The organism is Pedococcus sp. (genome assembly GCF_036000045.1).
Lineage (GTDB): Bacteria > Actinomycetota > Actinomycetes > Actinomycetales > Dermatophilaceae > Pedococcus.
In genome coordinates this window covers 23548-35545 of the sequence record NZ_DASYGF010000025.1, presented here as the reverse complement: position 1 = coordinate 35545, position 11998 = coordinate 23548, and the positions used below count along the sequence as shown (strand labels likewise).

The following is an 11998-nucleotide window of genomic DNA, read 5'->3' as shown; positions in this document are numbered from 1 at the left end:
GGTGGTGGTCTCAAGAGGTCCGGGTCGTCGCTCAGAGACCGAGGTCGGCCTCGAAGTTGCCCTCTTCGAGCCGGGCCTTCATGGTGGTCAGGAACCGAGCGGCGTCGGCGCCGTCGACGATCCGGTGGTCGTAGGACAGGGCCAGGTAGGCCATCGAGCGGATCGCGATCGTCTCGCCGCCGTCGACGTCGGTGACGACCACGGGACGCTTGACGACCGCGCCGGTGCCGAGGATCGCCACGTTGGGCTGGTTGATGATCGGCGTGTCGAACAGCGCTCCGCGGCTGCCGGTGTTGGTCAGCGTGAACGTGCCACCACCGAGCTCGTCGGGCGTGATCTTGTTGCCCCGGGTGCGCTCGGCGAGGTCGGCGATCTTGCGGGCCAGCCCGGCGATGTTGAGGTCGCCGGCGTCCTTGATGACGGGCACCAGCAGGCCGCGCTCGGTGTCGACGGCCACGCCGAGGTTCTCGGATCCGTGGTAGGTGACCTGGTCGCCCTCGACGCTCGCGTTGACCGTCGGGTGCGCCTTCAGGGCCTCGACGGACGCGAGCGCGAAGAACGGCAGGAAGCTGAGCTTGGTGCCCTCGCGACGCTCGAACTCGCTCTTGGCCCTGGCCCGCAGGCGAGCGATCTTCGTGACGTCGACCTCGACCACCGTGGTGAGCTGCGCCGAGACGTGCAGGGACTCGACCATGCGCTTGGCGATGGTCTGTCGCAGGCGCGACATCTTCTCGGTGGTGCCACGCTTGGGCGACGGCGCGGCCGGGCGACTGGCCGCGGCGGCCCCGGACTGGGCAGCGCTGGCCGGTGCGGCCGCGGGCTCTGCAGGCGCCTGCTGCTGGGTCGACTGCTGCTGTGCCGCGTCCTGGGCGGCCTTGGCGGCGTCGAGGACGTCCTGCTTGCGGATCCGCCCACCGATGCCGGTGCCCGTGAGTGCGCCGAGGTCGACGTTGTTGTCTGCCGCCAGCTTGCGTACGAGCGGAGTGACGTATGCCGACGCGTCGGCAGCCTGGCCGCCATCGGCCTGGGGAGCCTGAGCAGGGGCGGCGGGCGCCTGCTCAGGCGCTGCCTGGGGTGCCTGGGCCTGGGGTGCCTGGGCCTGCGGAGCCTGAGCGGGTGCAGGTACTGCCGGTGCCTGCTGCGGTGCCTGCTCCTGGGCGGGTGCCTGCTCCTGCTGCTTCGGCGCCTCCTGCGCGGGCTGGGGCTGCTCCTGCTCCTGGGCTGGCTGAGACTGCTGCTGCGCGGGGGCGCTGCCACCGATGACGGCGAGGTCGCCACCGACCGGGACGGTGTCGTCCTCGGCGACGAGGATCTTGGTGAGAACCCCGGCTACGGGGGAGGGGATCTCGGTGTCGACCTTGTCGGTGGACACCTCGAGCAGCGGCTCGTCGACCTCGACCCGGTCTCCCTCGGCCTTCAGCCAGCGCGTCACCGTGCCCTCGGTGACCGACTCGCCGAGCGCCGGCATACGGACCGTCTCGCCACCACCGGAGTCGCCGCCCTGCGGCTGGCCATCCTGCTGGTCCTGCGACGGCTGGCCTTGCTGGGAGCTCTCCGGCTCGGAGTTCTGCTGCTGCGGCTCCTGGTCCACCGAGGGCGTCTCCGGCACGGGGCTGGCCCCGACGTCGCCCTGCTGACCACCCTGGTCGCCCTGCTGCGCGTCGGCCGACCCGCCCTGGGACCCGCCGGCGCCGGACTCGCTGCCGTCACCGATCACCGCGAGGTCTGCGCCGACTGGGACCGTGTCGTCCTCACCCGCGAGGATCTCCTGGAGCACGCCCGCCACTGGTGAAGGGATCTCGGTGTCGACCTTGTCGGTGGAGACCTCGAGCAGCGGCTCGTCCACCGCGACGGTGTCGCCGACGTTCTTCAACCAGCGCGTCACGGTGCCTTCGGTGACCGACTCACCCAGCGCCGGCATGGTCACGCGTTCAGACATCTGCTCGTTCTCCTCTTAGTTGTGTGCGTGGAGCGGTTTGCCGGCGAGGGCCAGGTGCGCCTCTCCGAGTGACTCGTTCTGCGTGGGGTGGGCATGGATCAGCGATGCCACGTCGGAAGGGAGGGCCTCCCAGTTGTAGATCAGCTGCGCCTCGCCCACCTGCTCGCCCATCCGGGCGCCGACCATATGGACGCCCACAACAGGACCGTCCTTCTCGCGGACCAGCTTGACGAAGCCCTGGGTCTGCAGGATCTGGGACTTGCCGTTCCCGCCGAGGTTGTACTCGTAGGTCTCGATCTCGCCGTACTTCTCCGCGGCCTGGGCTTCCGTCAGACCGACGGACGCGATCTCGGGGTCGCAGTAGGTCACCCGTGGGATGCCGGTCTCGTCGATCAGCGCCGGCTCCAGCCCGGCGATCTCCTCGGCGACGAAGATGCCCTGGGCGAAGCCGCGATGAGCGAGCTGGAGCCCCGGCACGATGTCGCCCACGGCGTAGACGCCCTCGACGCCGGTGCGCAGCCGCTCGTCGGTCGTCACGAAGCCGCGGTCGAGGGTGACGCCGGCCTCGGCATACCCCAGGCCCTCGGTGACCGGACCCCGGCCCACGGCGACGAGGAGCAGGTCGGCCTCGATCGAGTCGCCGCCCTCGAGCGAGACGGTGACGGTGTCGCCGCTCTGGGTCGCACCCGCGAACCGGACGCCCGTCTTCACGGCGATCTTGCGCTTGCGGAACGAGCGCTCGAGCTGCTTGCTGATCGCCTCGTCCTCGGCGGCGACCAGTCGGGGCAGTGCCTCGACCACGGTCACCTCGGAGCCGAACGAGCGGAACACCGAGGCGAACTCGACGCCGATGACGCCGCCGCCCAGGACGACGACGCGCGGCGGTACGAAGTCGATCGCGAGCGCCTGCTCACTGGTCATGATGCGGCCGCCGATCTCGAGACCAGGCAGCGACTTGGGGTACGACCCCGTGGCGAGGACGACGTGCCGGCCCCGCACGGCCCGGCCACCGACCTCGACCGTCGAGCGGTCGACGAGCCGGCCCTCGCCCTCGATGAGCTCGATCTGGTGAGCCTTGGCGAGACCCTGGAGACCCTTGTAGAGACGGGCGATGACGCCGTCCTTGTACGCGTTGACCCCCGACATGTCGACGGACTCGAAGGTGGACTTCACGCCGAAGCGCTCGCCCTCGCGGGCGGTGTCGGCGACCTCGGCGGCGTGGAGCAGCGCCTTGGTCGGGATGCAGCCGACGTGCAGACAGGTGCCACCCAGCTTGTGCTTCTCGACGAGAGCGACGCGCAGGCCGAGCTCGGCCGCGCGGAACGCGCAGGCGTATCCGCCACTGCCGCCGCCGAGGATCACTACGTCGAAGGTGGTGCTCTCGGCGTCAGCCGACATCCTGGTCGCTCCCTTGCGTCGTTCGCGTCGTGGGTCGTGTCGCTGCAGCCGCCGGTCATGTGGTGACCGTGTCGCGTGCGACACAGTGCATCTTGTCACTGATGGACCTGACAGGCACAAGCAGGTCTCACCCCGGCGCGGGCGGGGTGAGAGACGCGCCGAAACGGCGCGAAACCCTCGGGGCCGCGCACCTTCGCCCCGTATCGTTGCGCCATGGTGTGGTGGCGCAGACGCCGGGGCTCGCGACACGGCGGGCCGTCCGACGGTCCCAACATGGCGGTGGACCAACAGGCGGTCCGGCGTCACCTCGCCGACTTCGTCGCCAGCCGCCGGGGTGTGGAGGCGTATGTCGAACCCCCGACCAACGTCACGGCCACCACGGTGATCCTCATCGCCCACGACGGGGAGTGGACCAGGCGGGCGGCCGGCACCCGCCAGGCCGCCTTCGAGCTGGCCACGAGCCTCGGGATCCCTGTCTACGACGTGCTCCACACGGGGTATCCGCAGCGCATGCGCGAGTGGAACTCCCGCCAACGCAACAAGCCTTGACGCGCTAACCGGTGGTTCTGGTCGTCCGAAGGTGCGAGGGTGGAGGCTCACACGAGCAGTTCGGACGAGCAGGAGGAACCATGTCTGGCAATGGCAAGTCTGGGCAGCAGGGGCCGAGCGAGGACGTCAAGCGCAGGTTCCGCGAGGCGCTGGAGCGCAAGCAGTCCCATGCCGGACGTGACGTCTCCGACGACCACGAGCACGGCAAGGTGGACCACGCGCAGAGCGCCGCGACGAGCGCGACGCAGCAGATGTTCCGTCGCAAGAGCGGGTGAACACCGCCCGCGGATAGACCCGCGGACATATCTGAGAGGGGCCCGTCCGGTGTCGGACGGGCCCCTCTCAGCGTGCAGGTCGTGTGCCGGTCAGCCGGCGTAGCTCTCGACCAACGTGAGCAGGGTGGCGACGCCGAACCCGGTGGCGCCCTTGGGCGTGTAGCCCCAGGCGGACCCCTCGTTGAAGGACGGTCCGGCGATGTCGACGTGCGCCCAGGGGGTCCCCTCCTCGACGAACTCGCGCAGGAACAACCCGGCCGTCAGCATGCCGCCCCAGCGCTCGCCCTTGTGGGCGATGTCGGCGACCTGCGAGTCGAGCTGGCTGCGCAGGTCCTGCGGCAGGGGCATCGGCCACGCGGCCTCTCCCGACTGGTCGGCCGCGGCGCGGACCCGGTCGCGGAAGGCGTCGTCGTTCGCCATGATGCCGGCGACCCGCGCCCCGAGGGCGACCATCTGGGCTCCGGTGAGGGTGGCGATGTCGACGATGACGTCAGGCTTGGCCTCGCCCGCCAAGGCCAGCCCGTCGCCGAGCACCATGCGGCCCTCGGCGTCGGTGTCGAGGATCTCGACGGTGGTGCCGTTACGCATCGTGACCACGTCGCTGGGACGTTGGGCCGAGCCGCTCGGCATGTTCTCTGCCAGGCAGAGATAGCCGGTCACGGTGACGGGCAGGCCGAGCTCGGCCGCGGCGAACACGGTCGCGGCCACGGCGGCGGCTCCGGCCATGTCGGACTTCATGGTGAGCATCGAGGCCGGCGGCTTGATGCACAGGCCACCGGAGTCGAACGTGATGCCCTTGCCGACCAGCGCGACCGAGCCCTTCGCCTTCGACGGGGACCAGGTGAGGGTGACGAGCCTGGGCGGGTTCACCGAGCCCTGGCCGACGCCGACGATGCCGCCGAAGCCGCCCTTGACCAGCGCCTTCTCGTCGAGCACGGTGACGCTGACCTTGCCGCTGGCCGAGCGGGCCCGCGCCGTGACCGAGTCGGCGAAGGACTTGGGGAACAGCTGGTTGGGCGGGGTGTTCACCAGGTCGCGCGCGTAGGCCTTGGCCTCCGCGAGGACGGCGGCGCGCGTGGCTGCCGCCTTGGCGGCCTTGCTCCGCGCCACACCCGTGACGACAGTGATGGCGGTGACGGGCTTGGCGGGCTTGGCCTTGGGGCCGCGCACGCCGGCATACCGGTAGGCGCCGAGCGCAGCGCCCTCGGCGATGGCGGCCACGGCTGCCTCGTCCGGTGCGGGGAGGGAGACGACGACCTTGCCGCCCCCCTTCACCGAGCGGATAGCCGCACCGGCGGCGCGCCGCAGCACCTCGTGGTCGAAACCGGAGGAGTCTGCGGCCTGCCTGCCCAGGCCCGTGACGACCACCAGCGGCGCGCGCACTCCGGGCACTGCCGTCAGCGTGTGAACCTCCTCGGCGGCCCCGGCAGCCGCCAGGGCCTCAAGCGAGGTCTCGATGTGGGAGGCGGCCTCGCGTGGCAGTCCGTGGGCGGCCGCGAGTCGCGCGGTTCCGTCCACTCCGACGGTGGCGAGGACCAGCACGTCGACCTTGAGGTCGTGGGCAGAGCGGTCGGAGACGTTGACGGTCGTCACAAGGCATCCTTCTGATGGGGGCTTTTGGCACCTGCTGCAGCGCAGGATAACCGTGCTGCTGCGGGCTGGCAGGCTAAGGGGCGGTAGCGTTCGCGCCATGAGCGACCCAGACCTCAAGACGTCCCCCCTCCACGACCGTCACGTGGCGCTCGGCGCCAAGATGGCGGACTTCGGTGGGTGGGAGATGCCGATCGAGTACCCCGGTGGCGGCGTGGTTCGCGAGCACACCGCCGTGCGCACCTCGGTCGGCCTCTTCGACGTCTCGCACCTGGGCAAGGCTCGGGTGTCGGGGCCGGGCGCGCGTGAGTTCGTCAACCGTTGCCTCACCAACGACCTGGGGCGGATCCACGAGGGGAAGGCGCAGTACACCTTGTGCTGCAACGAGTCTGGGGGTGTTGTCGACGACCTGATCGCCTACCTGCGCAGTGACGACGACGTGTTCCTCATCCCCAACGCGGCCAACACCGCTGCGGTGGTCGCCCTCCTCGCGGCGGCTGCCCCTGAGGGCATCACCGTGGAGAACCTGCACGACCGCTACGGCGTCATCGCGGTGCAGGGCACCAGGTCCGATGAGGTTCTCGACGCGCTCGGGCTGCCGACCGGGCACGACTACATGTCGTTCGCCGAGACCGACTGGAACGGTCACCCGGTCATCGTGTGCCGGACCGGCTACACGGGGGAGCGGGGCTACGAGCTGGTTCCTGCGTGGGAGGTGGCCGGCGAGCTGTGGGATGCGCTGGTCGAGGCGGCCGCGCCCTACGACGGGCTGCCCTGTGGTCTCGGCGCCAGGGACACCCTGCGCACCGAGATGGGCTATGCCCTGCACGGCAACGAGCTGTCCCCGTCGATCACCCCCGTCCAGGCGCGCGTCGGCTGGGCGGTCGGCTGGAAGAAGGACGCCTTCTGGGGCAAGGAGGCGCTCGCGGCTGAGCGCGCCGAGGGCCCGGCTCGCGTCGCGTGGGGCCTGTTGGCCACCGGTCGCGGCATCCCCCGGGCGCACTGCGAGGTGCGGCTCGATGGCGAGGTCATCGGCGAGGTCACCTCGGGCACCTTCAGCCCGACCCTGAAGAACGGCATCGCCCTGGCCCTGCTGGCGCCGAGTGTCGCTGAGGGCACCGAGGTCGTCATCGACGTGCGTGGGCGCGAGGTCCCGGCCCGCGTCGTGAAGCCGCCGTTCGTCGAGGTCGGGGTCCGCGAGGGCTGAGTATGCCGGGGCACCACTACCGCGCGCAGGTGCAGTGGACCGGGTCGACCGGCCTGGGGTACGCCGCGTACCCGCGGGCCCACTCGGCATACCTGCCACCGGCCGTCGAGGGGCTGGACCTCAGCGCGGACCCGCACTTTCGCGGGGACGCGGACCTGCCCAACCCCGAGCAGCTGCTCGTCCTGGCGGCCAGCTCGTGCCAGCTGCTGTCGTTCCTGGCGGTGGCGGCACGGCAGGGCGTCGACGTGGTGGGTTACGAGGACGAGGCATTCGGCGAGATGCCGGCCACGGCCGTCCCACAGCGCATCACCCGAATCACCCTGCGACCCAGGGTGTCAGTCTGCGGCGACACCGACGACGAGACGGTGCAGGCGCTGCTTCTTCAGGCCCATGACGAGTGCTACATCGCGAGCTCGCTGACGTCTGAGGTGGTTCTCGAGCCCACGGTGGTGCACGTCTGACGTCGTGCGCGGTCGCGATGCCCGCTGTCGGTGCCGCGGCGTAGCGTCGCGTCATGAGGTTCGGCGTCGTCGTCCCGTTCTCCGATGCTCGCCTGTTCACCGAGCTGGCGGTCCTCGGCGAGCAGCACGGGTGGGACGGCATCTTCACCTGGGAGGCCCTATGGGGCACCGATGCCTGGGTGAGTCTGGGAGCGGCGGCCATGGTCACCTCACGCATTCGGCTCGGCACGCTGCTCACCCCGGCCGCTCGGCACCGGCCGTGGGACCTCGCCTCCAAGGTGGGCACCGTCGACCGGCTCAGCGGGGGCAGGGCCGTCATGTCCGTCGGCCTCGGGGCCCTGCATGACGGCTGGCTCGCGTTCGAGGCCGACGAGGGCCGCGCCGTGCGCGCGGAGCGGCTCGACGAGTGCCTTGCCATCTACGCCGGGCTCATGCACGGCCAGCCGTTCACGTTTCGGGGCAGGCACTACTCGGCGCGCCCCACGGACTTCCGGCTGCCACCGCCTCCCATGCATCAGCCGCATCCGCCGGTCTGGGTGGTCGGCGCCTATCGGGTCGGCCGGGCGCGCCAGCCCTCGCTCGAGCGGGCGGCGGGCTGGGACGGGCTGCTGCCTGCCATCGTCCCCGAGGACCCGGCGGCCGCGCCGCAGGGTCAGGCCGGTTACGACCTCGAGTCGTTCGCCCAGGTGGTGAGCCTGGTGCGGGGGATGCGCGAGCAGCAGGGGCTGCCGTGGCAGGGATACGAGCGGGTCGTCGAGGCGGACAGCTGGGGTGAGCACGTGCACCTGGAGGGCGGGCCGTCCGACTGGGAGGAGGCCGGAGCGACCTGGTGGGTCGAGGGCTGGTGGAACCTCGACGACGGTCCCGCCGGCCACGCCGAGGTCCGCCGCCGGGTGGAGGGAGGGCCGCCGACCAGCCATTGAGTGCGACCTGCGGGCGGGTCGCTAGCGGAGGGGTGATGCTGGCGGGGCGGAGAGCGTGGAGGCAGCGATGGGGGAGTGGGGAGGTGCGAACGCCACCGGTGCCTCGAACCGTGCCTGCCGCAGGCTGCGACGCAGGGCCCGCAACAGAGGCGGGGCCGCGACCCACGTCAACACCGCGGTCAGGACCCCCCTTGGCAGGTCCCACGCGAGCGAGGTCGCCAGATAGAACACCGCGTAGTGCTGCAGGTTCGCCGTGGCGGCGGCACCCGGGGTGAACCCTGCTCCCGATGGTGCACTCGAGCCGAGGAACGGCCAGAACCACAGGTTCATGACGGCCCCATAGGCCAGACCCGCCACCAGGCCGTATGCCGTGAGCAGCCACCGCTCGGACCGCACGATCACGCGCGGAAGGAGGGCGGCTCCCATGGCCACCCAGCCGCAGCTCAGCATCTGGAACGGGGTCCAAGGGCCCACCCCGGCGGTGAGGAAGGCCGAGGTGAGCAGGGCAAGCGCCCCCAGGAGGAACGCCTTGGTGGGCCCCAGGACTCGGCCGGCGATCACGAGCAGGAAGAACATCGGCTCGAGGCCCGCGGTGCCTGCCGAGAGCACGCGGAGGGCGCCGCCGGCTGCCGCGAGGACCCCGAGCACGGCCACCGTCTTGGCATCCATGCCGCCCGACCCGAGCTCGGCCAGCAGGACCAGTGCGAGCAGGGCCATCAGGGCGACGAAGACCAATGAGGCATCGCCACTGTGGCCCAGCTGGTCGAGCTCGGACCCCGACGTGGCCAGGAACGGCCAGCCGAACGCCACCACGCCCACCACCATGACCAGCCCCATGGTCAGCGCTCCGCGCCAACGGCCGGTCGTCATGACGCCTGCCCGAGGGCGGCGACGACATCATCGACGGTGAGGAAGGGCAGCGGGTGAAGGATCTTGGCCACCTGAGGAGCAAACGCCGGAGAGCCCGCCAGGACATCCGTGGCCGGCCCGTCGGCGACGACCTCCCCTTCAGCCAGGATGACGACACGCGTGGCGACCTCGGCGGCCAGCTCGACGTCGTGCGTCGCGAGGACCACGGCGCGGCCCTGCGCGGCCAGTCCGGCGAGCACCTGGACAAGCCGTCGCTTCGCGGCGTAGTCCAGGCCCCGGGTCGGCTCGTCGAGCAGGACAAGCGGTGGCATCGACGCGAGGACGACCGCCAGGGCGAGGCTGACACGTTGCCCCTCGGAGAGGTCGCGCGGGTGCTGGTCCCGGGCGACCCCGCGTGCCACACGGTCGAGAACCGCGGCTGTGGACCCGGCTGGCAGCCCGAAGTCGCGATCTGCAGTGGCGAGCTCGTCGGCCACGGTGTCGGCATACAGGATCAGAGAGGGGTCCTGGGGCACCAGGCCGGCCCGCCGCACGATCTGCGCCGGCGCACTGCGAGCAGGGTCGAGGTCGCCGAGGCGCACCCGGCCGCCAGACGGCTGAAGCTGCCCCGCGATGCAGGCGAGCAAGGTCGACTTGCCTGCGCCGTTGCGTCCCATGAGAGCGACCACCTCGGTCGGTCGCACGCTGAGGTCGACCTCTCGGAGCGCCACCACCGGCCCCCGCCGCACCGTCAGACGCTCGAGACGTGTGACCGGCGGTCGTTGCGCGTCTGTCCGGCTCGACGGCGACGGCGACGGGGACAGCGACGGCGACGGGGACGGCGCCGGGGGCGTCAGCGACCCGCGCAGCTCCCGAGCCCGCCGGCGGGCGTCGCGGACCGACAGGGGCAGGGGGCGCCACTCGAGGGCTCGCCCCAGCGCGATGACAGGGGGGAAGACGGGGGAGTGGACCATGGCGTCGGCGGGGTCCAGCAGCCCGCTGACCCGACCCGACTCGAGCAGCAGTACCCGGTCGGCGTGGTGGATGACCCGCTCCAGGCGGTGTTCGGCCACGACGACGGTGATACCCAGGTCGTGCACGAGCCGGTGGAGGGTGGCGAGCACGTCCTCTGCGGCGACGGGGTCCAGCGCCGATGTCGGCTCGTCGAGCACGAGGATCCGGGGCCCCGCCGCGAGGACTGCGCCGATCGCGACGCGTTGCTGCTGGCCGCCGGAGAGGTCCTTGAGGGCACGATGCCGCACGTCGGACAACCCCATGAGGTCGAGGGTCTCCTCGACCCGCCGACGCATGGCAGTGGCGTCGACACCCATCGCCTCCATCCCGTAGGCGACCTCCTCCTCGACCGTGTCAGTGACGAACGACGAGACCGGGTCCTGGGCCACGAAGCCGACGAGGTCGGCGAGATCCCTAGGGCGGTGGACCCGGGTGTCGCGACCGTCAACCACGACGCGCCCCCTGAGCGTGCCGCCCGAGAAATGCGGCACTAGGCCGTTGATGCAGCGCAGGAGAGTGGACTTGCCCGCACCTGTCGGTCCGACGACCAGCACGAGCTCGCCCTCGGGCACCGTGAAGGTGGCGCCGGTGAAAGCGACCCGCTGGGGCTGAACATCCGCGCCCTGGGTACCCACGGCATACGCGACAGAGACGTCCTGGAACTCGATCACGCTTCGGCCCTCGCTGTTCTCAGACCGGCGACCTGGGGCGGTACCGGCGCGGCCACGGCCGCCGCGGCGCCGACGAGGATGGCCGCCACCAGAGCCAGGTTGACCGTGGGCACGACAGCGGGCACCTGCTGGGGCGCCACTCCACCCCACCCCGGGATGCTGGCGGCTATGAGAACACCCGCCGGAACCACGCCGCTCAGGGTGACCAAGGTCTCCGGCACCCCCCAAGGATCACGGCGATAGCGGGTCCGCGGGTCACGGCGGGCCCCGACGAGCAGTGCTGCCGTTGCACAGACCGTGCCGGCCACCAGCGTCGGCAGCCCCAGTGCGACAGGGCTCGTCGTGTCGAGCATGCCGTAGAGGCCGAGAACCACGCCGAGCAACCCCAGGATGGTGAGCGCTCCGCCCAGACGGGCTGACCTCTGGGTGCGCCGCACGGCCCGGCCGTACCCGCGCGACTCCATCGAGGCCGCGAGGTGGAGCGAGCGTTCGAGGGCGCCGACGAGCACGGGCACTGCGAGGCGGGCGATCTCGCGGATCCCTCGGCCGGTGTGTCCCCGGAGGCGACGGGCCAGGCGGACCCGCCGGGCGTCCTCGACCAGCTGCGGGGCGAATGTGAGCGCCACGACGACAGCCGTTCCCACCTCATAGAGAGTGGCGGGGACGTACCGCAGCAACCGTCGAGGGCTGGCCAGGGCGTTCGTCGCGCCGAGGCAGGCCAGCATGGCGGCGAGCCGAAGCCCGTCGTAGGCAGCCGCGAGAATGCCCTCGGCCGTCACCGGTCCGCCGAGCCGCAGGCCACCGGACCACGCGGGCAAGGGCAGCTGCGGGAGGCGGACGAGGACGGTGCTCCCGGTCACGCCCCCACCGAGCAGTGCGACCATGACGACGCGCAACCCCACAGCGAACATCCCCACGAGGAGGAACGGGGCGAAGGCGTTGGAGGAGCCCACGTCACGTCGTTCGAGGACCACCCATCCTGCGACCGCCACCACCAGCACGAGCAGGAACGGGTTGGTGGTGCGCGAGGCGGCGACGGCCAGACCCGCGCCCCACACCCACCAGGCGGCCGGATGCAGCAGCCTGGGCAAGGTGGGGGAGCGAGTCATCGAGAGCAGTCCG

The 11998-nt window shown here is 71.4% G+C and carries 11 protein-coding genes; 5 read left to right on the top strand and 6 right to left on the bottom strand.

The window, feature by feature from the left end; translation table 11 throughout:
• Positions 1 to 31: 31 nt before the first annotated feature.
• Together sucB and lpdA are read right to left on the bottom strand one after the other, a co-directional pair.
• Positions 32 to 1939: a 2-oxoglutarate dehydrogenase, E2 component, dihydrolipoamide succinyltransferase gene (gene sucB, locus VGN50_RS04985; RefSeq protein ID WP_327443573.1), complete on the bottom strand. Its 1908-nt coding sequence runs from the start codon at positions 1937 to 1939 to the stop codon at positions 32 to 34.
• Positions 1940 to 1954: 15 nt separating this feature from the next.
• Positions 1955 to 3337, bottom strand: a complete 1383-nt coding sequence (gene lpdA, locus VGN50_RS04980) for a dihydrolipoyl dehydrogenase (protein ID WP_327443572.1) — start codon at positions 3335 to 3337, stop codon at positions 1955 to 1957.
• A gap of 273 nt (positions 3338 to 3610) precedes the next feature.
• On the opposite strand from lpdA, the gene VGN50_RS04975 reads away from it, so the two are divergent.
• Together VGN50_RS04975 and VGN50_RS04970 are read left to right on the top strand one after the other, a co-directional pair.
• Positions 3611 to 3886, top strand: coding sequence for a hypothetical protein (locus VGN50_RS04975; RefSeq protein WP_327443571.1), 276 nt, complete (start codon positions 3611 to 3613; stop codon positions 3884 to 3886).
• Positions 3887 to 3966: 80 nt separating this feature from the next.
• Positions 3967 to 4161: a DUF5302 domain-containing protein gene (locus tag VGN50_RS04970; protein WP_327443570.1), complete on the top strand. Its 195-nt coding sequence runs from the start codon at positions 3967 to 3969 to the stop codon at positions 4159 to 4161.
• 90 nt (positions 4162 to 4251) lie between these two features.
• Here the strand turns inward: VGN50_RS04970 and VGN50_RS04965 are convergent, their stop codons facing one another.
• Entirely contained in the window at positions 4252 to 5754 is a 1503-nt protein-coding gene (locus VGN50_RS04965) for a leucyl aminopeptidase (protein ID WP_327443569.1), read from the bottom strand.
• Positions 5755 to 5851: 97 nt separating this feature from the next.
• Here VGN50_RS04965 and gcvT point away from each other — a divergent pair, with 97 nt between their 5' ends.
• The 3 genes from gcvT to VGN50_RS04950 are packed head-to-tail and all read left to right on the top strand — an operon-like array spanning position 5852 to position 8342.
• Complete coding sequence (gcvT, locus tag VGN50_RS04960) at positions 5852 to 6958, top strand: glycine cleavage system aminomethyltransferase GcvT (protein WP_327443568.1); 1107 nt, start codon at positions 5852 to 5854, stop codon at positions 6956 to 6958.
• A gap of 2 nt (positions 6959 to 6960) precedes the next feature.
• The gene (locus VGN50_RS04955; RefSeq protein WP_327443567.1) at positions 6961 to 7419 is read left to right on the top strand and encodes an OsmC family protein; all 459 of its coding nucleotides are present in this window, start codon (positions 6961 to 6963) and stop codon (positions 7417 to 7419) included.
• A gap of 53 nt (positions 7420 to 7472) precedes the next feature.
• Positions 7473 to 8342 (top strand): LLM class flavin-dependent oxidoreductase, encoded by an 870-nt coding sequence (locus VGN50_RS04950; protein ID WP_327443566.1) that lies wholly within the window; start codon positions 7473 to 7475, stop codon positions 8340 to 8342.
• Positions 8343 to 8363: 21 nt separating this feature from the next.
• Here the strand turns inward: VGN50_RS04950 and VGN50_RS04945 are convergent, their stop codons facing one another.
• From VGN50_RS04945 to VGN50_RS04935, 3 genes are read right to left on the bottom strand one after another with little or no spacing between them, the layout of a single operon-like run.
• The gene (locus VGN50_RS04945) at positions 8364 to 9212 is read right to left on the bottom strand and encodes an ECF transporter S component (RefSeq protein WP_327443565.1); all 849 of its coding nucleotides are present in this window, start codon (positions 9210 to 9212) and stop codon (positions 8364 to 8366) included.
• The gene (locus tag VGN50_RS04940; protein ID WP_327443564.1) at positions 9209 to 10876 is read right to left on the bottom strand and encodes an ABC transporter ATP-binding protein; all 1668 of its coding nucleotides are present in this window, start codon (positions 10874 to 10876) and stop codon (positions 9209 to 9211) included. The genes VGN50_RS04945 and VGN50_RS04940 overlap by 4 nt, the downstream gene beginning before the upstream one ends.
• Positions 10873 to 11985 carry an energy-coupling factor transporter transmembrane component T gene (locus tag VGN50_RS04935; RefSeq protein ID WP_327443563.1) on the bottom strand — a complete coding sequence of 371 codons (1113 nt, stop codon included), beginning with the start codon at positions 11983 to 11985 and terminating at the stop codon, positions 10873 to 10875. Before VGN50_RS04935 ends, VGN50_RS04940 begins: the two co-directional genes overlap by 4 nt.
• Between the last annotated feature and the right edge of the window lie 13 nt (positions 11986 to 11998).

Excerpts from the sequence above, each read along its gene's own strand:
- VGN50_RS04955 (WP_327443567.1), top strand. The coding sequence starts at position 6,961 with ATGCCGGGGCACCACTACCGCGCGCAGGTGCAGTGGACCGGGTCGACC.
- sucB (WP_327443573.1), bottom strand. The coding sequence starts at position 1,939 with ATGTCTGAACGCGTGACCATGCCGGCGCTGGGTGAGTCGGTCACCGAA.
- gcvT (WP_327443568.1), top strand. The coding sequence starts at position 5,852 with ATGAGCGACCCAGACCTCAAGACGTCCCCCCTCCACGACCGTCACGTG.
- lpdA (WP_327443572.1), bottom strand. The coding sequence starts at position 3,337 with ATGTCGGCTGACGCCGAGAGCACCACCTTCGACGTAGTGATCCTCGGC.
- VGN50_RS04975 (WP_327443571.1), top strand. The coding sequence starts at position 3,611 with ATGGCGGTGGACCAACAGGCGGTCCGGCGTCACCTCGCCGACTTCGTC.
- VGN50_RS04945 (WP_327443565.1), bottom strand. The coding sequence starts at position 9,212 with ATGACGACCGGCCGTTGGCGCGGAGCGCTGACCATGGGGCTGGTCATG.
- VGN50_RS04970 (WP_327443570.1), top strand. The coding sequence starts at position 3,967 with ATGTCTGGCAATGGCAAGTCTGGGCAGCAGGGGCCGAGCGAGGACGTC.
- VGN50_RS04950 (WP_327443566.1), top strand. The coding sequence starts at position 7,473 with ATGAGGTTCGGCGTCGTCGTCCCGTTCTCCGATGCTCGCCTGTTCACC.
- VGN50_RS04935 (WP_327443563.1), bottom strand. The coding sequence starts at position 11,985 with ATGACTCGCTCCCCCACCTTGCCCAGGCTGCTGCATCCGGCCGCCTGG.